Annotated in this window: 19 protein-coding genes and 1 pseudogene; 8 read left to right on the forward strand and 12 right to left on the reverse strand. The window is 64.1% G+C overall.

Annotated features, from left to right (window positions below):
* Nucleotides 1-121 precede the first annotated feature (121 nt).
* From AC6I6U_RS13700 to AC6I6U_RS13710, 3 genes are read right to left on the reverse strand one after another with little or no spacing between them, the layout of a single operon-like run.
* A complete protein-coding gene (locus AC6I6U_RS13700) occupies nucleotides 122-1,495 on the reverse strand; it encodes an efflux transporter outer membrane subunit (RefSeq protein WP_497882452.1) in 1,374 nt (457 codons plus the stop codon).
* 7 nt (nucleotides 1,496-1,502) lie between these two features.
* Complete coding sequence (locus AC6I6U_RS13705) at nucleotides 1,503-3,476, reverse strand: MacB family efflux pump subunit (RefSeq protein WP_497882453.1); 1,974 nt, start codon at nucleotides 3,474-3,476, stop codon at nucleotides 1,503-1,505.
* Entirely contained in the window at nucleotides 3,477-4,652 is a 1,176-nt protein-coding gene (locus AC6I6U_RS13710; RefSeq protein WP_497882454.1) for an efflux RND transporter periplasmic adaptor subunit, read from the reverse strand.
* Between the two features lie 278 nt (nucleotides 4,653-4,930).
* On the opposite strand from AC6I6U_RS13710, the gene AC6I6U_RS13715 reads away from it, so the two are divergent.
* From AC6I6U_RS13715 to AC6I6U_RS13730, 4 genes are all read left to right on the forward strand, one after another.
* A complete protein-coding gene (locus AC6I6U_RS13715; RefSeq protein WP_497882455.1) occupies nucleotides 4,931-5,413 on the forward strand; it encodes a sigma-70 family RNA polymerase sigma factor in 483 nt (160 codons plus the stop codon).
* A gap of 496 nt (nucleotides 5,414-5,909) precedes the next feature.
* Complete coding sequence (gene mgtA, locus AC6I6U_RS13720) at nucleotides 5,910-8,675, forward strand: magnesium-translocating P-type ATPase (protein ID WP_497882456.1); 2,766 nt, start codon at nucleotides 5,910-5,912, stop codon at nucleotides 8,673-8,675.
* A 276-nt stretch (nucleotides 8,676-8,951) separates the two neighbouring features.
* Nucleotides 8,952-9,668 (forward strand): MgtC/SapB family protein, encoded by a 717-nt coding sequence (locus AC6I6U_RS13725; RefSeq protein WP_497882457.1) that lies wholly within the window; start codon nucleotides 8,952-8,954, stop codon nucleotides 9,666-9,668.
* A gap of 236 nt (nucleotides 9,669-9,904) precedes the next feature.
* Complete coding sequence (locus tag AC6I6U_RS13730; protein ID WP_497882458.1) at nucleotides 9,905-10,531, forward strand: response regulator; 627 nt, start codon at nucleotides 9,905-9,907, stop codon at nucleotides 10,529-10,531.
* A gap of 151 nt (nucleotides 10,532-10,682) precedes the next feature.
* Here the strand turns inward: AC6I6U_RS13730 and AC6I6U_RS13735 are convergent, their stop codons facing one another.
* Together AC6I6U_RS13735 and AC6I6U_RS13740 are read right to left on the reverse strand one after the other, a co-directional pair.
* Nucleotides 10,683-10,904, reverse strand: coding sequence for a helix-turn-helix domain-containing protein (locus tag AC6I6U_RS13735; protein WP_497882459.1), 222 nt, complete (start codon nucleotides 10,902-10,904; stop codon nucleotides 10,683-10,685).
* Nucleotides 10,905-10,913: 9 nt separating this feature from the next.
* Nucleotides 10,914-11,465, reverse strand: a complete 552-nt coding sequence (locus AC6I6U_RS13740) for a DUF2975 domain-containing protein (RefSeq protein ID WP_497882460.1) — start codon at nucleotides 11,463-11,465, stop codon at nucleotides 10,914-10,916.
* Nucleotides 11,466-11,715: 250 nt separating this feature from the next.
* Here AC6I6U_RS13740 and AC6I6U_RS13745 point away from each other — a divergent pair, with 250 nt between their 5' ends.
* Nucleotides 11,716-12,582, forward strand: coding sequence for a pirin family protein (locus tag AC6I6U_RS13745; protein ID WP_497882461.1), 867 nt, complete (start codon nucleotides 11,716-11,718; stop codon nucleotides 12,580-12,582).
* Between the two features lie 77 nt (nucleotides 12,583-12,659).
* Nucleotides 12,660-14,123: a mechanosensitive ion channel domain-containing protein gene (locus AC6I6U_RS13750; protein ID WP_497882462.1), complete on the forward strand. Its 1,464-nt coding sequence runs from the start codon at nucleotides 12,660-12,662 to the stop codon at nucleotides 14,121-14,123.
* 75 nt (nucleotides 14,124-14,198) lie between these two features.
* Here the strand turns inward: AC6I6U_RS13750 and AC6I6U_RS13755 are convergent, their stop codons facing one another.
* The 4 genes from AC6I6U_RS13755 to pdxR form a co-directional block, all read right to left on the reverse strand.
* Nucleotides 14,199-16,631, reverse strand: a complete 2,433-nt coding sequence (locus tag AC6I6U_RS13755; protein WP_497882463.1) for a TonB-dependent siderophore receptor — start codon at nucleotides 16,629-16,631, stop codon at nucleotides 14,199-14,201.
* A gap of 106 nt (nucleotides 16,632-16,737) precedes the next feature.
* Nucleotides 16,738-17,703, reverse strand: a complete 966-nt coding sequence (locus tag AC6I6U_RS13760) for a FecR domain-containing protein (RefSeq protein WP_497882464.1) — start codon at nucleotides 17,701-17,703, stop codon at nucleotides 16,738-16,740.
* On the reverse strand, nucleotides 17,703-18,200 hold the full coding sequence (locus tag AC6I6U_RS13765) for a sigma-70 family RNA polymerase sigma factor (protein WP_497882465.1): 498 nt from the start codon (nucleotides 18,198-18,200) through the stop codon (nucleotides 17,703-17,705). The genes AC6I6U_RS13760 and AC6I6U_RS13765 overlap by 1 nt, the downstream gene beginning before the upstream one ends.
* A gap of 119 nt (nucleotides 18,201-18,319) precedes the next feature.
* The gene (gene pdxR, locus AC6I6U_RS13770; RefSeq protein ID WP_497882466.1) at nucleotides 18,320-19,747 is read right to left on the reverse strand and encodes a MocR-like pyridoxine biosynthesis transcription factor PdxR; all 1,428 of its coding nucleotides are present in this window, start codon (nucleotides 19,745-19,747) and stop codon (nucleotides 18,320-18,322) included.
* A 171-nt stretch (nucleotides 19,748-19,918) separates the two neighbouring features.
* On the opposite strand from pdxR, the gene AC6I6U_RS13775 reads away from it, so the two are divergent.
* Both AC6I6U_RS13775 and AC6I6U_RS13780 read left to right on the forward strand, forming a co-directional pair.
* A complete protein-coding gene (locus AC6I6U_RS13775; protein WP_497882467.1) occupies nucleotides 19,919-20,359 on the forward strand; it encodes a carboxymuconolactone decarboxylase family protein in 441 nt (146 codons plus the stop codon).
* Between the two features lie 96 nt (nucleotides 20,360-20,455).
* Nucleotides 20,456-21,343 carry a hypothetical protein gene (locus AC6I6U_RS13780; protein WP_497882468.1) on the forward strand — a complete coding sequence of 296 codons (888 nt, stop codon included), beginning with the start codon at nucleotides 20,456-20,458 and terminating at the stop codon, nucleotides 21,341-21,343.
* On the opposite strand, the pseudogene AC6I6U_RS13785 reads toward AC6I6U_RS13780, so the two are convergent.
* From AC6I6U_RS13785 to AC6I6U_RS13795, 3 genes and pseudogenes are all read right to left on the reverse strand, one after another.
* Nucleotides 21,322-21,657, reverse strand: a pseudogene (locus AC6I6U_RS13785) (helix-turn-helix domain-containing protein); the annotation flags it as partial. The gene AC6I6U_RS13780 and the pseudogene AC6I6U_RS13785 sit on opposite strands and share 22 nt — an antisense overlap.
* Nucleotides 21,658-21,807: 150 nt before the next feature.
* A complete protein-coding gene (locus tag AC6I6U_RS13790) occupies nucleotides 21,808-22,632 on the reverse strand; it encodes a sulfite exporter TauE/SafE family protein (RefSeq protein ID WP_497882469.1) in 825 nt (274 codons plus the stop codon).
* The gene (locus AC6I6U_RS13795; protein ID WP_497882470.1) at nucleotides 22,629-23,897 is read right to left on the reverse strand and encodes an NAD(P)/FAD-dependent oxidoreductase; all 1,269 of its coding nucleotides are present in this window, start codon (nucleotides 23,895-23,897) and stop codon (nucleotides 22,629-22,631) included. The genes AC6I6U_RS13790 and AC6I6U_RS13795 overlap by 4 nt, the downstream gene beginning before the upstream one ends.
* Nucleotides 23,898-23,901 lie beyond the last annotated feature (4 nt).

Genomic DNA, 23,901 nt, shown 5'->3' on the forward strand with positions numbered 1-23,901 from the left:
GCTGCCTTGCAGCCGAGCGCGGGCGAGCCCGCTCGCCACGGGGCCGTGTTCGGCCACCCCGACACTGAAGGCCGACCCGGGCAGCCATTGAGCTCTGCGTCACCCCCCCCCCGAAACAGGCTCAGCGCTCGTTCCAGCCGCCGCCCAACGCCTTGTACAGGGCGATACTGGCTTGCAGGCGGCTCAGTCGCAGTTGTACGTTCAGGTCTTCGGCAGCGTACAGCGTGCGCTGGGTTTCCAGTACGGTCAGCAGGTCGGCGGAGCCCGCCTGGTAGCGGCTCTGGGAGATATCGAAGGCTGCCTTGGCCTGGCGCAGTTCCTCTTCCTGCCATTGGCGTTGCTGGTCCAGGCGGTCGATGCTGTTCAGCGCTTTCTCGACATCGGCGAAACCATTGATAATCGCTGCGCGATAAGTCTCCAGCAATTCTTCCTGGCGGGCCGTGGCCTTGTCCCGCTCCGCCCTTAGGCGCCCGTTGTTGAACACGGGCGCAAGCAGCCCGGCGGTAAGATTGTAGAACGGGGTGCGCAGGGCTTCGGAGGCTTCGCTGGATTCCGAGCCCAATCGGGCACTCAGGGTCAGTTTCGGCAGCAGCGCCGCTCGCGCCACCTTGACATCGGCCTGAGCCGCCGCCAATTGTGCCTCGGCTCGGGCGATGTCCGGTCGGCGGGTCAGCAGTTCACTGGGGAGGCCCGCATCGATCCGTGGCCAGCTCAGGCTGGAGAAGGGCTGGCTGCCGATCTTCAGGGTCTGCACCGGTTGGCCGAGGAGGGCGGCCAGGCTGATCAGCGACTCTGCGGCCTGTTGCTGGATCAGCGGCAGTTGTCGTTGTTGGGCGGCCACCAGGCTTTTTTGCTGAGCCAGTTCCAGGGCAGTGGTCGAGCCGGAGTCGTAGCGGGTTTGTACCAGCTTGAGCACGCTCTGGGCATTGACCAGATTCAGTTCGGCGATGCGCTGCTGTTCGCGAGCGGACAGGGTGCGGGCGTACTGGTCGGCGACGCTGCCGAGTAGGGTCAGTTCCACTGTGGCACGGTCGAATTCACTGGCCCGCAGGCTCTGTAGGGCACTATCGCGGGTAGCTGCCAGCCCACCCCAGAAGTCCACCTCATAGGTGGCGCCGATACCGGCACCGAAGCTCTTGCTGTCGTTGTCGCTGTCGGCGGTGCCGTGCAGCAGCTTGTTACGGCTGGCGTCCAGGTTCAGGTCGACCTGTGGCAGCAACGGTGCGCCGGCGATCACCGCACTGGCATGGGCCTGGCGCACTCGTGCCGCAGCGGCTGCGACGTCGTGACTGCCCAGGCGCGCCTGTTCGATCAGTTGGTCGAGTTCCTGGCTGCCGAACTGACTCCACCATTGGCTATTGTCCTGTTGCAGTGCCTGGTGTCGGGTGAACTGCCAGCCGGCCGGCGGCACCAGGCCGCTGTCCGGATGGGGGGTGGTGCCGCTGCAGGCATTGAGCAGCAGGCAGACCGTAAGCAGGGAGAGTTGCGGCTTCATAGATCGATCATTCACTGGTAAGGGCTGCCACCGGATCGAGCCGGGCGGCTTTGCGGGCAGGCATGAAGCCGAAGATCACGCCGGTGACCAGAGCGCAGGCGAAGGCTCCGGCCACGGCGGCAAGGGAGAATGCGACGGCGACCTTGCTCAACAGCAGGATGCCGCCGACGCCCATGGCCAGCACCACGCCGGCCAGACCTCCAACCACCGAGAGCATCACCGCTTCGGTGAGGAACTGGCGCAGGATGTCCCGTTGGCGGGCGCCGGTGGCCATGCGGATACCGATTTCACGGGTGCGTTCGCGTACGGTCATCAACATGATGTTCATCACTCCGATCCCGCCCACCAGCAGCGAGATGGCGGCAATCGAGCCGAGCATCAGCGACAGGGTGTTCTGGGTGCGGGCTTCGGCCTGGATCATCGCTGCGTTATTGGTCAGGCGGAAGTCGCGGCGGCCCTTGTGCATGGTCAGCATCACCTGGTCGATGGCTTGTTCGGCGTCCTTGACATTGCGCCCGTCGCTGGTGGCGATTGCCACGTACTGAGGGTCGCGGGTGCCGAACAAGCGGACACTGGCGGCGGTGTAGGGGATTGCTACCCGCTCGTCGCTGTCGGTCTCGCCGGAGGCGGCGCCTTTTTCCTGGAGTACCCCGACCACCTGGAACGGCACATTCTCGATCAGCAGGTATTGGCCGACGGGGGTGGGCAGGTCGTGGAACAGCTTGTCGCGGATCTTGTGGCCGATCACCGCCACTGCGGCACCGCTCTGGGCATCGGCCTGGGTGAAGTAGGTGCCTTCGACCACCGGCCAGTTGAAGATCGCCGGGAACTGGGTGTCATTGCCACCTACGTAGGCGTTGTGGTCCAGATTGCCGAAACGTACTGTTGCGTCGTTGCCGTTGACCGGCATGATCATTTTCACCTGGGGCAGTGCTGACAATGCAGCCACGTCGTCCAGAGTGATCAGGCCCAGTGGGGCGCGTGGTGCGGGTGATGCTCCGCTCAGGTAGATGATGTTGGAGCCGAAGGCGCCCATCTGCGCGATGACCTGGCGCTTGCTACCTTCGCCCACGGCCAGCATGACCACTACCGAGGCGACGCCGATGATGATGCCGAGCAGGGTCAGGGCTGTACGGAAGCGGTTGATCCACATCACTCGCCAGGCGGCCTGTACGGCTTCGAGCAGTTCGCTTTTCCAGGCACCGTTATATTCGCTGCCATCGCTCAGGCGTTGGCGCAGGTCCACGGCCTGCAGGGAGCCGGGGGTAGTGCTGGGTGGGGGGGCATCAGCCTGGCTGGCGCTGTCGCTGATGATCAGGCCGTCGCGGATTTCGATGATGCGATTGGCGCGGGCGGCCACCTCACGATCATGGGTGATCAGGATCACTACGTGGCCTTGGCTGGCCAGTTCGTCGAGCAGGGTCATCACCTCGGCGCCGCTATGGCTGTCGAGAGCGCCGGTCGGCTCGTCGGCGAGGATGATATGGCCGCCATTCATCAGGGCGCGGGCGATTGATACCCGTTGTTGCTGGCCGCCAGAAAGCTGGTGCGGACGGTTGCCGCGGCGACTGGCCAGGCCCAGGCGGTCCAGCAGGGCGGCAGCTCGGGCATGGCGTTCGGCTGCCGGGGTGCCGGCGTAGATGGCCGGCATTTCGACGTTTTCCTGGGCCGAGCCGGAGGGTATCAGGTGATATCCCTGGAATACGAAGCCGAAGGCTTCCCGGCGTAGCCAGGCCAGTTCGTCCGTGTCGAGTTCTGCCACCGGTTCGCCAGCGAAGCGGTAGCTGCCTGAAGTGGGGCGGTCGAGGCAGCCGAGGATGTTCATCAGGGTCGACTTGCCCGAGCCTGAGGCGCCGACGATGGCGACAAACTCCCCGGCATGGATCGACAGATCGATGCCGCGCAACACTTCTACCAGAGGGCTGTCGTCTCCACCGTAGGATTTACGGATGTCCTGCAGTTCGATCAGTGGCGTTTGCATTCAGCCTCCGCTACCGACGGCCGGACCGATCAGCAGGTGATCGCCCTCGGCCAGGCCGTCGAGCACCTGTATGCGTAAACGGTCGCTGATGCCGGTGCGGACTTCGCGGGTCTCGATCCGACCCTCCGGGGTTACCACCCTGGCGGTCTGCCGGTGTGGTTCATTGCCACCGACCAGGGCGGCGATCGGTGCGGTAAGGATGTTCTGTGCGCGGTCGGCAACAAAGAACACTTGGGTGGTCATTTCCGCCATCAGCGCCTGATCGGCATTATCGACGTCCAGTAACACGGTATACAGCACCACTCGCGCGGCACCGCTCTTGCTGCTGCCGCTGGGGCTGTTGCTGCCACTCTGGCTGGCCTGCTCCAGTGGCTTGGGCGGCACCGGCAGAATCTGTCGCACTGTGCTGCTCCAGCGGCGGTTCCCGCCGCTTAGAGTAGTGAAGTAGGCGCTCATGCCTGGCTTGACGTGGCCGATGTCGGCTTCGGAAACCTCGGCCCAGACGGTCATTGGCGACAGTTTGGCGATTCGCAGGATCAATGGTGTCTGCTGCTGGGCGTTGAGGGTCTGACCCTCGCGGGCGTCGAGGGCGACCACGGTGCCGGTCATGGGCGCGTAGATGCGGGTATAACCCAACTCCGCCTCATCGCTGCGCAGGCTGGCCTGGGCCTGGAGAATCTGGGCCTGGAACATGTCTATGCGTGCCTGGGTAGTACGCATTTCGGCCTGGGCGCTCTGGATGTCCTCAACTCGGGTCGCTCCGCCAGCATTGAGTTGCAACTGGCGCTGGTATTTTTGTCGGGCCAGATCGTGCAGGGCACGTTGTTCCTGAAGCTGGGCCTTGAGGTTTTCGATGGAATAGCGGCCCGCGTCGAGCTTGGCCTTCTGCGTCGAGGGGTCGATTTCGACCAGTAACTGGCCTTCCTTGACCTGATCGCCGACTTCAACGTGGATTTTGTGGATCTGCCCGGAAGCCTGGGCGCCGACATCGACATAACGACGTGGCTGCAGGGTGCCCAGGGCGGTAACGCTGCTTTCTATATCACCGCGGTTGACCGTGACGGTGGCGAAGCTGTCACGTCCCGGCGGCAGGATCTGCCAGGTGGCGAAGGCGACGACAGGGATCAGGCAGAGTGAGACAAGCAGGGCGCGTCGGGTGCGTCGAGGACGTTTCATGCAGGGTTCCAGCCGATGGAAGATCGAACCGTGGCCACGCCGACGAGTCGATATCGGTCGCAGGCAGGGATACGGGAGCTTTCAGTTAGACGAGGAGTCCTGCTGTGAATTTAAGCCTTTGTCCGGAGCTGCTTTTCCAGACGTTTCAGTCTTTTGTTTGGCGGCACTTTAAATCTATATGAGAATTACTATAAATTACGTATTCTCAAATTGCCACCATCGAACCTTCGTCGTCGATGACTCAAGGACCGGCCCCGCCCAGCGTGCGGACAGGAGCCATGTTGGAAAACTACTACCGCGAGCTGGTGTCTTTCCTCAATGCAAGACTGGGCAACCGCGAGGTTGTCGAGGATGTGGTGCACGATGCTTATGTGCGGGTGTTGGAGCGTTCCAGTGACACACCGATTAAAGAGCCTCGGGCGTTTCTCTATCGCACGGCAATGAATCTGGTGATTGATGACCACCGGCGTAATGCCGTGCGCCAGAACGAGTCTCTTGAAGTGCTCGATGCTGACGAGCGTTTCTTCAGTCCCTCGCCACAAACCGAACTGGACCATGGTCTGCGCCTGGACATGCTGCGGCGTGCCCTGGCCGAGCTGCCGAGCTTGTGCCGCGACAGTTTCATGTTGCGAAAGCTGGAGGGGTTGTCGCATCCGGAGATTGCCCAGCGCCTGAATATTTCCGGCAGCTTGGTGGAAAAACATATCGTCAATGCGATGAAACACTGCCGTGCGCGTATGCGTCAGTGGGACTGCGAGTGACGCTGGCTATCCCAAACCTGAACCCTTCCTGAAGAACCTTTCGGTAGCCATGCGAAACGTCTTGTTACCGTTTACGCTGCAAATGTCGAAGTGTAAGCTTCGCGCGTTTTCATCCATTGCGGAGGCCCATGTGGGTACTTGTTCGAGTGACAGTAGTCGGCCGGTTCCGATGACCGGCATATTCTCGGCAAGATAACGCGCAGTTTCTCCCTGCCGTTGTCTCGCCCGAAAGCGAGAAGCGGCATCTCGATGGCAGCCCCTGGCGGCTGTATCCCGACGTCCCTTTTCCCGACACTGAACAGCCTGTGATGTGGCCCTTGGCCCGTCGCGACGCTATCGACACGCCTGGCGTTTTTGCCGGGTGGCTGGCTGCGCCTGTCCCCTCGGGGCCGATGCGGCCTGGCGGTATTGCGCATGCGGTTTCTGCTCGCAAGATCAACCTTGCCCGTGCCCCTGTCGTTGCAGGAACCGGGCCGGTGGCGCGGGAGTCAGCCCCATGAAACTTACCCTGTTGAAAGAGTTCTTCGCCGGTTTCCTGCGGACCCGGCATTTCGCCCGGCACTTCCGCCGCCTGGCCTTGCTCGACAGCATGACCGACGCGACGGTCAGCCGCGAGGTCCCACCCACCCTGGCGCAGACCCTGGTGGCGGCCGCCAGTGATCATCCCCAGGGGCTGCTGGAGCGCCTGGGTGCCGATGCCGAGGGTTTGAGCGAAGCCCAGGCCCAGGCGCTGCGGGAGAAGTTCGGGCTCAACGAGGTCGAGCATGAGCAGCCGCTGCCGTGGTGGGTGCACCTGTGGCACTGCTACAAGAATCCCTTCAACCTGCTGTTGACCCTGCTGGCGCTGATCTCCTGGCTCACCGAAGACTTCAAGGCCGCGACGGTGATTTTCTCCATGGTGGTGCTCTCGACCCTGCTGCGTTTCTGGCAGGAGGCGAAGTCGAACAAGGCAGCCGATGCGCTCAAGGCCATGGTCAGCAACACCGCGACGGTAATGCGCCGGGATTTTTCCGCGGGCACCGCGCCGGTATTCGGCAAGTTCCATGGTGCTTCCTTGCAGGTGCAGGGCGCCCAGCGTATCGAGCTGCCGATCCGTCAACTGGTGCCGGGCGACCTGATCGTGCTGTCGGCCGGCGACATGATCCCTGCCGATTGCCGGGTGCTCACCGCCAAGGATCTGTTCGTCAGCCAGGCAGCGATGACCGGTGAATCCATGCCGGTGGAGAAGTTCGTCCGCCAGGTCGACCCCAGTGCCACCAATCCGCTGGACCTGGACAACATCCTGTTCATGGGCACCAACGTGGTCTCCGGGGCGGCCAGCGCGGTGGTGCTGACCACAGGCAACAACACCTACTTCGGTGCCCTGGCCCAGCGGGTCAGCGCCACCGATCGGGCGCCGACCTCGTTCCAGCACGGGGTGAACAAGGTCAGCTGGCTGCTGATCCGCTTCATGTTCGTGATGGCGCCGCTGGTGCTGTTCATCAACGGCTTCACCAAGGGTGACTGGATGGAGGCGCTGCTGTTCGCGCTGTCGATCGCGGTCGGCCTGACCCCGGAAATGCTGCCGATGATCGTCACCTCGACCCTGGCCAAGGGCGCGGTGTTCCTGTCGCGCAAGAAGGTCATCGTCAAGCGCCTCGACGCGATCCAGAACTTCGGTGCCATGGACGTGCTGTGCACCGACAAGACCGGCACCCTGACCCAGGACAAGATCTTTCTCGCCCGCCATGTCGATGTCTGGGGGGCAGAGTCCGAGGATGTGCTGGAAATGGCCTATCTCAACAGCTACTACCAGACCGGCCTGAAGAACCTGCTGGATGTCGCCGTACTCGAGCATGTCGAGGTGCACCGTGAGCTGCAGGTCGGCACGGCGTTCCAGAAGGTCGATGAGATCCCGTTCGATTTCAATCGGCGGCGCATGTCGGTGGTGGTGGTCGAGCAGGATCATCCCCACCTGCTGATCTGCAAGGGTGCGGTGGAGGAAGTGCTGTCGGTGTGCACCCGCGTTCGGCACGGCGAGGCCGAGGAGCCGCTGACCGACGAACTGCTGGCGCGGATTCGCCAGGTCACCGCCGCCTTCAACGAAGAAGGCCTGAGGGTGGTGGCGGTCGCTGCACGTTCGATGGAGGCCGGGGGTGATGTCTACAGCCTGGCCGATGAACAGGACCTGACCCTGATCGGCTACGTGGCTTTCCTCGATCCGCCCAAGGAAAGCACTGCTCCAGCGCTGCGGGCCTTGGCCGCCCATGGTGTCGCGGTGAAGGTGCTGACCGGCGACAACGAGTTGGTCACCGCGAAGATCTGCCGCGAGGTCGGCCTTGAGCAACAGGGCCTGCTGATGGGCAATGACATCGAGCGCATGAGCGACAAGCAGTTGGCCAAGGCGATCGAGACCACCAACGTCTTCGCCAAGCTGACCCCGTCGCACAAGGAACGCATCGTTCGCCTGCTCAAGGCCAACGGCCATGTGGTCGGCTTCATGGGCGACGGCATCAACGACGCGCCAGCGCTGCGCACTGCCGATATCGGTATCTCGGTGGACAGCGCGGTGGACATCGCCAAGGAAGCGGCCGACATCATCCTGCTGGAAAAGAGCCTGATGGTGCTGGAGGAGGGCGTGCTCGAAGGGCGCCGGACCTTCGCCAACATGCTCAAGTACATCAAGATGACCGCCAGCTCGAATTTCGGCAATGTGTTCTCGGTGCTGGTGGCCAGTGCCTTCATCCCGTTCCTGCCGATGCTGCCGATGCACCTGCTGGTGCAGAACCTGCTGTACGACATCTCGCAGATCGCCATCCCGTTCGACAATGTCGATGAGGAACTGCTGCGCAAGCCGCAGCGCTGGCAGCCGGCGGATGTCGGGCGCTTCATGTTCTTCTTCGGGCCGATCAGTTCGATCTTCGACATCACTACGTTCGCGTTGATGTGGTATGTCTTCGATGCCAACACCCCGGATCACCAGACGCTGTTCCAGTCGGGCTGGTTCGTGGTCGGCCTGCTGACCCAGACGCTGATCGTGCACATGATCCGTACGCCGAAGATTCCGTTCCTGCAAAGCCGCGCGGCGATGCCGCTGATGGTGATGACCGGGGTCATCATGGCAGTGGGGATCTTCCTGCCGATGGGCCCGTTGGCGCACTACTTCAAGCTGCAGGCCTTGCCGTCGCTGTACTTCGTGTTCCTGCCGGCGATCCTGCTGGCGTACATGGCGCTGACGCAGGCGGTGAAGGGTTTCTACAGCCGGCGGTTCGGCTGGCAGTGAGCTGGGGTCGTATGTAAGTGGGCCATGGGTGCCATGTGTTTTTTGTGGTGCGCGGGCTTTTGGTGGCGAGCGGGCTTGCCCGCGCTGGAGTGCGCAGCACTCCCAAACCCGGCAGTCCTGGTGTATCAGGCAGACCGCGTGGCTGGGTTTTGCGGCTGCCTTGCAGCCGGGCGCAGGCAAGCCTGCTCGCCACAGGGTTGCGTCAGGCCGTGCAGTGGAGTGCCTGCCACGGCCGGATAGCCACGTAGACAACATCATCAGACGGGGAGTGAGCGGATGAAGGCCCTCGACAACATCAACCTCGAATCATTGACCGATACCCTGGTCAGCCTCGGTGCGGCCTTCATTCTCGGCGGGCTGATCGGTTTCGAGCGCCAGTATCGCCAGCGCACCGCCGGCCTGCGCACCAACGTGCTGGTGGCGGTGGGGGCGGCGATCTTCGTCGACATGGCCAACCGTCTGGGTGGCGCCGAGGGCGCGGTGCGGGTGGTTGCCTATGTGGTTTCCGGCATCGGCTTTCTCGGGGCCGGGGTGATCATGCGCGAAGAGGGCAACGTTCGTGGCCTGAACACCGCCGCCACGCTCTGGGCCTCGGCGGCGGTCGGCGCCTGTGCCGGTGCCGACCTGATCCTCGAAGCCCTGCTCGGTACGCTGTTCGTGCTGGCGGCGAACACCATGCTGCGGCCGATCGTCAACTACATCAACCGCCAGCCGCTGGACGTGGTTTCGGCGGAGGTCACCTACATCCTCTACCTGACCGCATTGCGGGCCGAGCAGAAGGTCGTGCTGTCGTTGCTGGAAAAGGAATTGGAACGCAGCAACTATCCGGCCAGCGACGTCGAGGTGCGACCGGTCGGCGACGATGAAGTGGAAATCGAGGCGACCCTGGCGGCCACCTCGATCGACGGCGACGAGCTGGATGCGCTGGTGGCGCGGCTGTCGACCTCCAGCCGGGTGCAACAGGCATTCTGGAGCCCGAGTACGACCGATTGAGCGATATCTTCCGTTGCGGAGGGCCGGTCTTGGGATTATTCCTACATATCTCGCCGGACCCGGTCGATAAAGTGCGCGATCCGTCCGGTTGGCCTGCGAGGCCGCAAGGGGGCCGTGCTCAGGCAAGTGTCCGAGAACTTTCCTACACTTGAGGTCGTTGAAGTTCTTTCTATTTCGATCGATGCAAGCACGTACCTGTCTCAAGCAGTGGCCGGCGTACTTCTCAAGGATTTGCGATGCGTACAGCACTGATTGTGGACGATCACCCGTTCGTTCGCCTGGCTATCAAGATATTGCTGGAGAAACTCGACTACGAAGTGCTGGCCGAGGCCGACAACGGTGTCGATGCGGTACAGAGGGCCAGGGAACTGGAACCGCAACTGATCGTGATGGACCTGAACATTCCCAGGCTCGATGGCCTGGAGGTGATCACCCGCATCAGCTCGCTGGGCTTGTCCAGCCGGATCGTGGTGCTGACCGAGCAGGCGCCGGAGTTCTACTCCGAGCGTTGCATGCGTGCCGGAGCGCTCGGCTACGTGTCCAAGACCGCCGAGCTCGATGAACTGCAACTGGCGGTGCGGGCGGTGATGCTCAACAAGAGTTTCTTTCCCCGGCTCGAAGACCACGGGCGCATGGCCACCCATGTCAACGAATCCGAGGCGCGGCAGATTGAACATCTCAGTAACCGAGAGCTGAGCATCCTGCGCTACATCGCCCGGGGGATGAAGAACAAGGAAATCAGCGAACTGATGCTGCTCAGCGACAAGACCGTGAGCACCTACAAGACCCGGCTGATCGACAAGCTTAACCTCAAGTCGGTGGTGGCGCTGGCGGAGTTCGCCAAGCGCAACCAGTTGCTCTGAAGGTCAGTCCCAGGCCGGGGCGCCTGGACAGGAACAGACGAGGTTGATTCCTGGAATGGCGGTGGGAATGGGCACGGGTATCCCCCATCCCCGTTTTGAGAAGAATGGGGAGTCGAGCAAAGGACTCTTTACCGGGTCCAGGAATAGCCGTTTACGCCTCCACCGGCTCGCCCCGTGTGTAACTGAGCAGATCGCCCGGCTGGCAGTCGAGAAAGGCGCAGATCGCCTCCAGGGTCGACAGCCGGAAGCCCTTCACCTTGCCTTGCTTGAGCAGCGAAAGGTTCTGTTCGGTGATGCCGATGGCCACCGCCAGGTCCTTGGACTTGACCTTGCGTTGGGCGAGCATGACATCCAGTTTTATTTCGATTGGCATCGTGGGGTCCTAGACAAACTGCTGGTTTTCGCGGGCCAGCGAGCAGGCATTGTAGAGAATCTTCGCGATCAGCGTGATCGAGGCGGCCAGGAACAGGGCGACCAACTGGGCCGAACTGAATCCCAGGGTCAGCATGCGTTCGCCTGCCGGCAGCAGGAAGGTCATCCATACGCTCAGGGCCGGCTCCAGCAGCAGGGTGCCCAGTACCCAGAAAGCGACACTCTTGCCGACCTTGCCCAGGTGCTCGGCTGAACCAACTGAAAAGTAGTCGCCGCGGCTGTAGGCCAGGAACAGGCTGCGCAGGGCCAGCAGCCCCCGGGCCAGGAGCAGCAATGGAATGCTCGACAGCACGATGCAGCCGGCCCGTTGCCACAGGGGCATGTCGTTGACGCTGATGTTGTAGCTGTTGGCCAGCAGGCCCAGGTTGAAGCCGATGCCGTAGTCGCTGACCAGGTTGGGGTAGAACCAGCAGGCGATATTGACCAGCAGCATGGCAATGATCAGCAGCAGGGTGGCGTGGGCCAGGAGCCGGCTTTGGTTGGAGAGGCGATCGAAGGTCATGACACATCCTTTAGGGTCGATGATTTTTGCGGGTAAGCGCCAGGAGTCAGGGCATGAAATGAATATATTGAAGCAATTAATTATTGTAAAACGATAATTTAATGCATTTGTAACCGAGCGATTCCCTCCAGCTCGCGTAGCGCCATGGGCCTGATCGTTCCATAGGCGGAACGATCAGGCCGATTTTTGCCGACTACCGCTAAAAACGCAGTGAATCTAAGCTATGCGCCATGACTTGATGGAGGCATCCATGAAAAAGATTCTTGGCATCTACACCAGCCCGCGCGGCCATTGGGTCGGCGACGGTTTCCCGGTGCGCACGCTGTTTTCCTACGACGGCCTCGGCCAGCAGATCAGTCCGTTCCTGATGCTCGATCACGCCGGTCCTGCCGAATTCACCCCGACTACCGAGCGTCGCGGGGTCGGCCAGCATCCCCATCGCGGTTTCGAAACCGTGACCATCGTCTATGACGGTGAGGTCGAGCACTGCGACTCCACCGGCGCTGGCGGCATCATCGGGCCTGGCGACGTGCAGTGGATGACGGCGGCGGCAGGGATCATCCATGAGGAGTTCCACTCCGAAGCCTTTGCCCGGCGTGGTGGCAGGTTGGAGATGGTCCAGCTCTGGGTCAACCTGCCTGCGCGCGACAAATCCGCGCCGGCGGGCTACCAGGGCATCCTGGATCGCGACATTCCGAACATCGCCCTCCAGGACGGTGCTGGCCACCTGCGCCTGATCGCCGGTGAGTTCGATGGCCAGCGCGGCCCGGCGCGGACCTTCACGCCGATAGATGTCTGGGACATCCGCCTGGCGGGTGGCAAGACGCTGGAGCTGGACCTGCGCGCCGGTCACAACTCGGTGCTGGTGATGCTGCGTGGCAGCGTCCGGCTCAATGGCGAGGCGACGGCAAGTGCCGGGCAACTGGTGGTGTTCGAGCAGGCCGGTGAGCGCCTGCAACTACAGGCCGAAGCCGACGCCGTGCTGCTGGTATTGAGTGGCGAGCCGATCGACGAACCGATCGTCGGCCACGGGCCGTTCGTGATGAATACCGAGGAAGAGATCCACCAGGCCTTCGCCGACTTCCACAGCGGCCGTTTCGGTCACATGAGCGACTGACGGCGCACTGTAAGCCACGGGTGAAAGCGGGCTATCCTTGGCACCTGCAGCTGTCCAGCTGTTTCCGGAGCCATGCGATGCCTGACCTGTTCACCCAACACCCCCTGCTGTCCGACCACCCGCTGCTGTGCGCGCTGTTCCTGCTGGTGATCGACCTGCTGCTGTGGCGCCTGCTCGGCTCGCGCAGCAGCAACTGGAAGCTGGTGGTCCGTCTGACCGTGTTTTCGCTGTACAGCCTAGTGCTGTTCAACGAAGGCATGAACCCGATGCAGATCGCGCCGTGGCCCGAAGACATCTCCCGGCACCTGGCCGCCACCGGTTTGCAGATCGGCTGGTGGCTGTTCGGTGCGCGAACCCTGACGGTGCTGGTCGGCACGGTGATGATGCAACGGGTCGGGCATGCCGGGCGGCTGCTGCAGGACGTGGTGGGGGCGATCATTTTCCTGATCGCGATCATCGCGGCGGCCGCCTATGTGCTCGACCTGCCGGTCAAGGGCGTGCTGGCGACTTCCGGGGCGTTCGCGATCATCGTCGGCCTGGCGTTGCAGAGCACCCTCAGCGACGTGTTCTCCGGCATCGTGCTCAATACGACCAAGCCTTACCAGGTCGATGACTGGATCTCCATCGACGGTACTGAGGGCCGGGTGGTGGATATCGACTGGCGCACCACGCGCCTGCAGACCTCCCAGGGCAGCCTGGCGGTGGTGCCCAACTCCCTCGCGGCGAAGGCGCGGATCATCAACTTCAGCCGGCCCAGCGATGTGCACGGCCTGGCCATCAGCCTGCAGGTCAGTCCGCATGTGCGGCCGCACGTGGTGGTCGAGGCACTGGAGCGGGCGGTCCTGGGTTGCCGGGCGCTACTGGCTACGCCGGCGCCGAGCGTGGCGCTCAAGAGCTCCAGCGCGACGGGCGTGGAATATGAAATCAGTGGTTTCGTCAGCGCGATGGGGCTCAAGCGCGAGGTGCGCAACCAACTCTTCGACCTGGCGTTCCGGCATCTGCAGGCTTCGGGCGTGAGCCTGCTGTCGACGGCGGAGAGTACGCTGCCCAATACCACCTCGCGGCCACGGGCGCTGCTGGAAGGTTCGACGATCTTCTCGACGCTGCGCTCCGAGGAAAAGGAGACCTTCAGCCAGAACATGGTTGCGCAGTTGTTCCGCGCCGGCAGCATGATCCTGCCACGAGGCGAGGTCAGCGATCACCTGTTCATCATCGAGTCGGGCGTGGTTTCGGTCACCCTGTTGCGCGGCGACAAGCCCGTGGAAGCGGCACGGATGGGGCCGGGCGAGGTGATCGGCGAGGCCGGGATCGTGGCCGAGCAGGGGATGCCGGCTGACTTCACGGCCAAGACCGATTGCCTGCTGTACCGGATCGAGAAGGAATACCTCAAGCCGTGCCTGGATGCCCGGCATGATATCGGCGAGGCGATGAGAAGCCTGCTCGATCACCGCCTGCATGCGGCGCAGAACTTCACCCGCGAGGTGCCCAAGCCGGTGGTCAAGCGCGGGTTCCTGCAGTGGTTGCGCAGCCGTGGCGTTTAGGGGGTAGGGATATCGCTTTCGCGGATGAACCGGTCCGACGTCCCGGTTTATCCGCGAAGCAGGCGCCGCAGTCGATCAGAAGTCCACGGTCGCCGATACTTTCAAGGTCCGCGGCGTCCCCTGGGTCAGGTACCCGCCGTTGGCCGATGCCCAGTAGGCGGTATTGGCCACGTTCTCCAGGTTGGCCCGCAGGGTGACTTCCTTCTCATCCAGCTTGAGACGGTACCGCGCGCCCAGGTCGAAGCGATTCCAGCTTGGCAGGCTCAGGGTGTTGCTGGCGTTCGCGTACTGCCCGCCGGTACGCAGCATCCGCGCGCTCAGTGCGGCCCCTTCGATGCCCGGCACATCCCAGTCGGCGCCCAGGTTGAACTGGAAGCTCGGCACGCCGACCGCACGGTTGCCGTCGTTGGTGCCGTTGAGGGTACCGCTCAACTCGGTCTTCATCACCGTCGCACCGCCCAGCAGGCGCAGGCCCTGCAGCGGTTCGCCGAACAGATTCAGCTCGACGCCCTTGTTGATCTGCTCGCCCTCGACCCGGAAGATCCGGTCGGAGCCGGTGTAGCTGGACGGTTGCTCGATGCGATAGACGCCGAGGCTGCCGCCGTAGCTGCCCATGTCCAGGCGTACGCCAGCCTCGACCTGCTTGCTGCGCACCGGTGCAAAGGTCTCGGTGTTGTTGATCGCAGTCGTGGGGGCTGAGGGCCCCTTGGCCAGGCCTTCGATGCGGTTGGCATAGAACGACACGTGTTCCCATGGCTTGATCACCAGGCCATAGACCGGCGTGGTGATGGACTCGTCGTAGCTGGCGTTGTGCACGCCGGTGACGGTGTTCCAGCCGTTGACCACGATGGACTGACGGCGCGCACCGACGGTCAGCAGCACGCGGTCGTCGATAAAGCCGAGGGTGTCGGCCACTGCCGTACTGCGGATCTGGTTCCTGCCCACTACCCGTGGGTCATGGATGTCGCTGCCGAATGAGGTCGCCACCGGCCGTGGGCGCGGAACCACATCGTAGATGTTGTTGTAGTAGCGCCCGGCGCTGGCGATGTTCTCGTAGGCCGAGCGCTGTTCGCCCCACATGCCGGCCAGGCCGAAGCTCAGTTGATGGCTGACCGGGCCGGTCTGCAGGTGACCATTGAGGCCGGCCATCAGGCTCTGGTTTTCCTCGGTGTGAGGCGAGTAGAGCATGCCGCCGCGGGCGTTGCCGGCAGTGTCGGTGAGGGTCAGCGAGGAGTACACGCCGTTCTCCCGGGTGTACTTGGCACCACCGGCGACGTAGCCGGTCCAGTTGTCGTTGAAGTCATATTCGGCGCGGGCCATGCCGAAGGTGTCTTCCAGTTGCGAATAGCTCCAGGACTGGGCGTAGTTGTCCTTGGCCGATGGGGCATGGGGCACCTTGTTCAGGCCAGCATCGAGATAGATCACCGGTCGGCCCTGGTTGATCACCTGCTTCTGGTAGCCGATATCCGCCGACAGTCGCAGGCGTTCGCCGCGATAGTCCAGGCCGAGGGTGGCCAGGGTCGAGCGCCGGTCCTCGTCTTCAACCCCGGAATCGCCCTCGCGTTGCAGCAGGTTGAGGCGGGCACCGAAGCGATTGTCCTCGCCGAAACGCTGGCCCAGGTCGACATGCGCACCAGTGCTGCCCGAGCCGCCGGCATCGAGGGTGACGCTGCGAGTCGGAGTGTCCTCGGCGCGCTTGGGTTGCAGGTTGACGCCACCGCCGATACCGCTGCTGCCGGGGGTGACGCCGTTGACGAAGGCGTTCGGGCCCTTGAACAGCTCGACCCGCTCAAGCGCCTCGGTAGCGATGATCTGCCGCGGCAGCACGCCGTACAGGCCGTTATAGGATATATCGTCGCCGTTCAGCGGCAGGCCACGGATCATGAACACCTGGGAAAAATTGCCGAAACCGGAGGACTGGCGCACCGAGGCATCGTTGAGCAGCACGTCGCCGACGGTTTGGGCCTGCTGGTCGCGGATGGTCTGGGCGGTGTAGCTGGTGACGCTGAAGGGCACGTCCTCGACCGATTGCGTGCCGAACATCCCCAGGCGGGCGCTGCGGGCCACCTGGCCACCGCTGTAGACCTCGGCGTTCTCGCCGGACTGGCCGCTGATGTTGGTCGCACCCAACTCCAGGGCACCATTGGCCTCGACATGCGGGGCGAGGGTGTATCCGCTGCTGCCACTGCTGACCAGGTCGAAGCCGCTGCCCTGCAGCAGGTTCTGGAAGCCTTCGAGCACGCTATAGTTGCCGTTGAGCCCGGAACTCTGGCGGTTGCCCAGCAGCGCCGGGTCGAACGACAGCGGCACGCCGGCGCTGACGGCGAACTGCGCCAGCACCTGGTGCAACGGGCCGGGGGCGATGCTGTAGGGACGCTGGGCGTTTTCGGCGGCGATTTCGGCGGCATGGCCGGTGGCGGGCAGGGTGACGCCGAGGGTCAGGCCGAGGGCCAGGGTCAGCGCCTGGAGCGGCAGGCGGGGCGTCAGGGGGTGGTGCCTGGAGATCATCTAGCAATCCTGTCGGAAGCGTGGAAACGCAGGGGGTTATCCACACACCGGACGAGCGTGAAAAAGGTATCAGTTCAGGGGAGATTTTTTTCTGGGAGCCTGGAGATCAGGCCCAGCCCTCGACCGACACCCAGTAGCGGGTCAACCGGCTGACCTTCAGCGGCAAGGTGTTCTGCAGCAATTGCAGGCTCGAATCGGTGTCCTTCAGCGAAAACGCCCCCGACACCCGCAAATCGGCTACTGCCGACTGGCAGCGCAGCACGCCGGGCCGATAGCGTCCCAGTTCCTGCAGCACGTCCACCAGGCGCATGTTGCGCGCCAGCAGCATGCCGCGGTCCCAGGTCAGGCTGGCGACGTCGAAGTTCTCCGCGGGTTCGACCCGGCTGTAGTGCAGTCTCGCTCGTTGCCCTACCTGTAATGTCGAGTGGGCGTCAGTGGCCTGGGCCTTGAGCTCCACGCTACCTTCGAGTACTGCGACTTCACTGCGCTGTCCGTCGATCCGGACGTTGAAGCGGGTGCCCAGGGCCCGCGCTGTTCCTTGCGGGGTTTCGACGATAAATGGTCGATGGGTCGGCGCCGGATCCCGAGCGGTACTGACCAGGATTTCGCCGGTCAGCAGGATCAGCCGACGCTCCTGGCTGCTGAAGGCAATGTCCAGCGAACTGTCGGTGTTGAGCAGTACCTGGCTGCCATCGGCCAGGGTCAGGGTTTTCTGTTCGCCAACGGCGGTGCGCTGGTCGGCGGTCCACTGTTCCCAGGTGCCGCGTTGCCAGGCCACCCCCAGGGGGGCGGCCAGCAACAACAGGCCGATGCGGTTCAGCACCTGTCGGCGACCGAGGCCCTGCTGGCGTTCGGCACGCTTGAGGGTGTCCCTGACGATCCCGCCCGGCACGTTGCGAAAGTCGCCCAGCACCGCTTCGGCCCGTTGCCAGGCCTGGGCATGTTCGGCACTGCGTTGGCGCCACTGTTCGATGGCCAGGCGATCGGCCGCCGTAGCCGTGCCGGAATGCAACTGCACCAGCCAGTCGGCCGCTTCGCCGAGGATATGCGGATTGATCGGCTTGGGGCTCATCAGGCGACGCTCAGGCAGGCAATGAACGCATCACGCATGTAGCGCTTGACGCTGATCAGCGAGACGCCCAGGCGTTCGGCGATCTCCCCGTAGGTGAGGCCATCGATCTGCGACAGCAGGAACGCCTCGCGGGTCTTGCACGGCATTTCCCGCAGCAACGCCTCGATCCGCCACAGGGTTTCCAGGATCAGCAGGCGGGTTTCCGGCGACGGCACTTCCTGGGCCGGTAAATGGGCGATGGTTTCCAGGTAGGCCCGTTCGACCTCCTGGCGGCGCCAGCGGTCGATCACCAGGCCCTTGGCAATGTGCGTCAGCAGTGCCCGCGGTTCACTGCCCAGCGAACGCCCGGCAGGGCGGCTGAGCAGGCGCAGGAAGGTATCGTGGGCCAGGTCCGCGGCATCGCAGGTATTGCCCAGCTTGCGGTTGAGCCAGCCATGCAGCCAGCCGTGATGCTCGCTGTAGAGCGTGTGAATGTGCGGGTGATGGGCTGACGACATGGCACCGACTGCTCGCTGGACTGCATCCTGCATGAATGTAATTAAGAATTGATCTCATTCTAGCGGGGTGCGCCATGGGCTGGCAATTGCCTCCTGTCAACGAACGGTCGATTGCGGTTTCAGGCGATCTGCTGGAGCAGCTCCAGCACCCGGTCCAGCGACGGCTGGATATCCAGGGTTTCGATCGAGCCGTAGCCCATCAGCAGGCCGGTGCGAGGTGGGGCGGTGTAGTAGAAGGGCGCCAGCGGATACAGCCCGACCTCGAATCTTTTGGCCAACTCGACCAGTTGCGGGATATCCACCTGCCCTCGGTCGAGGACGGCCAGGTGGTAGCCGGCGGTGGAGTGAATGCGCTCGAACCAGGGTGACAGGTCGCCGTCCAGGCGTTCGATCAGCTTGTCGCGACGGCTGGCGTAGGCCTGGTGGCAACGGCGGATATGCTTGACCAGGTAACCGTCGCCGATGAACTTGGCCAGTGCCCATTGGGTCAGGGTTGCGGTGTGCCAGTCGGTCAACTGCTTGGCCGAGATCAACGCCTTGAGCAGGCCCGGCGGCGCCACCAGGTAACCCAGGCGCAGCTCCGGCAGCAGGGTCTTGGAGAACGTCCCGACATAGGCCACCAGGCCATGCTGGTCGAGACTCTGCAGGCAGTCGGTGGGCCGCCCTTCGTAGCGGAACTCGCAGTCGTAGTCGTCCTCGATGATGATCGCCCCCAGTTCCCGCGCCCGTTGCAGCAAGGCCAGGCGCCGTTCCAGGCTCATCGGCATGCCGAGGGGGAACTGGTGCGCCGGGGTGACATAGACCAGCCGCGTGCCCTCGGGGATCAGGTCGACCCGGATGCCCTCTGCATCCACCGGCACCCCGACCACCCGAGCGCCCTGGGCGGCGAACAGCAGGCGTGCCGGCGGGTAGCCGGGGTCCTCGACGGCGACGGTGCAGCCAGGCTCCACCAGTACCCGTGCGACCAGGTCCAGGGCTTGCTGGGCGCCATTGGTCACCAGCAGGTCATCGGCGCTGCAGCGTACGCCACGGGCAAAGCCGATGTGCCGGGCAACGGCCTCGCGCAGCATCGGGATGCCTTCGGGCTGGCTGTACAGGCCGCGGGCCTGGGCGGTCTGGCGCAGGGCAAAGAGCACGCAGCGGCGCCATTCGTCATGGGGGAACTGGTGCTTGCTGGTGGCTCCGCCGAGGTAGTCGTAGCGCAGGATACTGGTGGGGTGATGCAGGGGTATCGAGGCTTCGCGCCAGTGCCGTATCACCGCCGCGCCGGCCAGTTCATCGTCGGCAGTGGGCGTGCGAACCTGGGGGCGGTAAGCGTTGACGAAGGTCCCGGCGCCGACCCGGCCGACCAGCAGATTGTCGTAGGTCAATTGGGCGTAGGCATCGGCCACGGTCTTGCGCGACACCCCCAGCTGTTCGGCGAGCAGGCGGGTCGGCGGCAGTTGCGTGCCGGTCGCCAGTTGGCCACGGGTGATGGCGCTGCGCAGTTGATCGGTGATCTGCCTGGCCAGGTCGCGACGACCCTCGAGGGTGATGTGCAGTTCCATGTGAGGGCTCGCTGGGGGGAGGGGCATGCTGCCCGGCAGTTTAGCCTGCCGCTTGGGCTCTTGGCAGCGGTCTACCGATTGGCTTCCCGATCTTGCCCGGAATTGGCTATTTGGCCTGGAGCCTGCCGGGCTTAACGTAGCGCCATTGCCAACCCGCCCAGGAGTGACACCATGCAACCTCGTATCGACTTCTACACCGCCTCCCCGGATGCCATGAAAGCCATGATGGCGCTGGAAGGCGCGGTGAACAAACTGCCGCTGGAGAAATCCCTGCTGGAACTGGTGAAGATGCGCACCTCGCAGATCAACGGCTGTGCGTTCTGCCTGGACATGCACAGCGCCGACGCACGCAAGGCCGGTGAAACCGAGCGGCGCCTGTACACCCTGTCGGCCTGGCGCGAGGCGCCGTTCTTCAGCGCCCGCGAACGCGCGGCCCTGGCCTGGACCGAAGCGCTCACCCGCATCTCCGAAACCCACGCGCCGGACGCGGACTACGAACTGCTCAACGCCGAGTTCAGCCCCACCGAACAGGTCGACCTGACCCTGGCGATCAACACCATCAACAGCTGGAACCGCCTGGCGGTGGGCTTTCGCAAGATGCCGAAGGAGTGACCGGCTGTACGGTGGTTTTTTCCCGCCACTGAGCCTGTTGGTGCCGCACGCGCATGCTCTAGAGTCCGGGTATCTGTCTCATGGGAGCGCTATCGGATGTACAGCCAGTTGCAGCCACCGGCCATGCCTGAAGCGTTTCACTCGCGGATCTACGCCGGGGAGGTGTTTGCCCTGGCGTTACCGGCCATGCAGGCACTGGTCGAGGCCGCCCGTGGCCTGTTGGAAGAAACGCTGTATCCGTTCGATCCGACCCACATCCATCAGCACCTGGACCCTGTCCAGCAGGCACAGTGCTTCACCCGCCTGCAGACATTGTTCCACCGGCACGACGGTATCCAGCGCAACTGGCTCCAGGTCCTCGACAGCCTTGGCCTGGTTTCCAGCGGCATTGCCTGCGATCGCCTGCACCTGCGCTTCCAGCCGCCGCACCTGCCTGGGGAAGCTGCACCCCGTGACCGCGCGACGGCCACCATCGCCTTCCACCGCGACACCTGGGGTTCTAACCTCTACGCCCAGACCAACTGGTGGGCGCCGATCTACCCGATCAGCGCCGGACGGACCTTCGCCCTTTACCCACAGCTCTGGGAGCGGGCATTGGCCAACAGCAGCGCCGATTTCGACCTGAGCCGGGTGCTGGAGCGCTCGCACCGCGATGGGAGAAATTCGGTGGATGCCGACCAGGCGATTCCCCACCTGCTGGAGTCCATCGATGATGAAGTTACCGTGCCGGTGGTCATTGAACCGGGCAGCCTGCTGGCCTTTTCCGGGGCCCATGCCCATGCCGGCGTACCCAATCACACGGATTTGACACGGATCTCTTTCGAGACCCGCACGGTCTGGATCGACGATGTGCTGGCCGGGCGCGGCGCGTCGAATGTCGATGGCCACGCGCCGTGGCGTTCGCCGGGTTTCTTTCGGCGGTTGAGTGATGGACGGCGCCTGCATGAGGTCTTGGGCTGCAATTACCTGGACGCCTGCAGGTAGGCCTCTGGGGTGGTGCCGGTCATCTGCCGGAAGAAACCGATGAAACCGCTGTCGCTGGCAAAGCCCAGTTCGAAGGCGGTGTAGGCGATATTGCGACCGGTGGCCAGCAGTTCTATGGCGCGCATCAGTCGCCACTGCTGGCGCCATTGCTGGTAGCCCATGCCGGTTTCCCGCCGGAAGATCCGGCCGATGGTCCGGCTGCTGGCACCGATGCGTTCGGTCAACGCCTGCAACTCCGGCGGCAATTGCTCCAATGACGACAGCAGTGGCGTCAGGCGCTTGTCCTGTGGCAGTGGCAGAAGCATTGGTTGACGCGGCGGCTATCACGGGGTGTTGTTCGGCCTGTTGGGGCTGGCCCTGGGGTCGGGGCTGGGGGCCAGCCTGCTGGGCTGCGGGGCGACGGCGCTGCTGCTGGCTTGGCGTGGAGTGTGTGGACCTGCAGCGACGGGCAGTGCCCGCCGCGCCTAGAGAGAGAGGCCGAGTGCACGGCTGGCCAGTAGCAGCGCCGCTGTCACCCCGACCACCGCGAACAACTGCTGCAAGCGTGGCCCGGCCAGCCGTCCGGCGAGCTGGCGCCCGAGCACCAGGCCCAGCACCGCACCACCGGCAAAGGGGGCGCCGACCGACCAGTGCATCACCCCGGACAGACTCGCCGTCACCACGCTGCCGGTGGACACCAGGGCAATCACCGCCAGGGAGGTGGCAACGATGCTCTTGCTGTCCAGGTTGGTGTAGCGGGTCAGCGCCGGGATGATCACGAAGCCGCCGCCGACCCCGAGCAATCCGGACAGCACGCCGGACAGCATTCCGGTGACGGTCAGTGCGCGAGCGCAGGGCAGGGTCCAGCGCAGGCGACCTTGCAGCGGGTTCAGTACACAAGGGCGAAACTCGGCACGTGGTGCCGGCTGGCCGTGCTTGAGTTCATGGCGGGCCTTCTTGAAGATTCTCACGCAGGCATAGACCATCACGAGGGCGAAACCCAGTGCCAGCGGCTCGTTCGGCAACCGGTGGGCGAGCCACAGCCCTACCGGCGTGAGCAGGATGCCGATGCCGGCGATGAAACCGGCCGCGCGATAACGCACGATGCCCTGGCGCAGACCGAGCAGGGCGCCAACCGCCGCCGCCAGGCCCACTGCCAGCAGGCCGATCGGTGCTGCCTGGACCATCGACAGCCCCAGCACGAATACCAGCAGCGGCACTGCCAGGATGCCACCGCCGGCGCCGGTCAGGGCGAGGATTGCGCCAATCAGTACCCCGAGCCCGCTGCCCAGCAAGAGATGTTCGTTCATACCGCCGGCTTGTCCGCTTGCAGGGTCGGTCGGGCCAGCCATTCATGCCCCTTGAGCATGCCGCGCCAGTACAGCGGTGGCAGCAGGCGTTCCTTCAGCCACCAGGCCAGGCGGGTTGGTCGGCGGCCATCGAGCAGCCACGGGGCGAAGGTCGGTGCCAGTTTGCCGCCGTAGGTGAACTCGGCGAGGACGATCTTGCCGCGTTCCACCGTCAACGGGCAGGAACCATAACCGTCGTAGACGGCCGGGCGCGTCAGCCGTCCCAAGGCCACCAGTACGTTGTTCGCCACCACCGGTGCCTGCTTGCGCGCCGCCGCTGCAGTCTTGGCATTGCTGGTGTTGGTGACATCACCGAGGCCGTGGATATTGGCGAACTGGCGATGGCGCAGGCTGGCAGGGTCGACATCGACCCAGCCGGCGGCATCGGCCAGCGGGCTGCTGCGGATGAAGTCCGGGGCGATCTGCGGTGGTACCACGTGGAGCATGTCGAACGGTCGTACCAGGGTTTCGCGGCTGCCATCGGGCAGGCTGCGAGCGAAGGTCGCCTGTTTCGCCGGGCCGTCGACGGCCATCAGGTTGTGGCCGAACTGCAGGTCCACGGCGTACTTGTCGATGTATTCCATCAATGCCGGCACGTAGTCGGCAACGCCGAACAGCACCGCGCCAGCGTTGAGGAAGCTTGCCTTGACCTTGCCCTGGCGGCCGCTTTTGCGCCAATGGTCGCAGGACAGGTACAGCGCCTTCTGCGGCGCCCCGGCGCACTTGATCGGCATCGGCGGCTGGCTGAACAGCGCCTGGCCTTCCTTGAGTTCCTGCACCAGTTTCCAGGTGTAGGGTGCCAGGTCGTAGCGGTAGTTGGAGGTCACGCCGTTGCGCCCCAGGGTCTCCTCCAGGCCATCGATGGCGCCCCAGTTCAGCTTGAGGCCGGGGCAGACGATCAATTGCTGGTAGCCGATGCGGCGCTGGTCGGCCAGCACCACCCGGTTGGCGTCCGGTTCAAAGGCGCTGACGGCGGCCTTGATCCACTGCACGCCACGGGGAATCAGTGAAGCCAGCGGGCGGGCGGTCGATTCGGGGCTGAACACCCCGGCGCCGACCAGGGTCCAGCCCGGTTGATAGTAGTGGGTGTCGGCCGGGTCGATGATCGCAATGTCGAGGCCGGGCGCGCGGGCCAGCAGGCTGGAGGCGGTGGCGATGCCGGCGGCACCGGCGCCGACGATCAGCACATGGTTCTGGATCGGGGTGTTGCTGTGGTTCGAAGTCATGGGA

The sequence above is a fragment of the Pseudomonas sp. UTLPPB19802 genome, assembly GCF_059730225.1.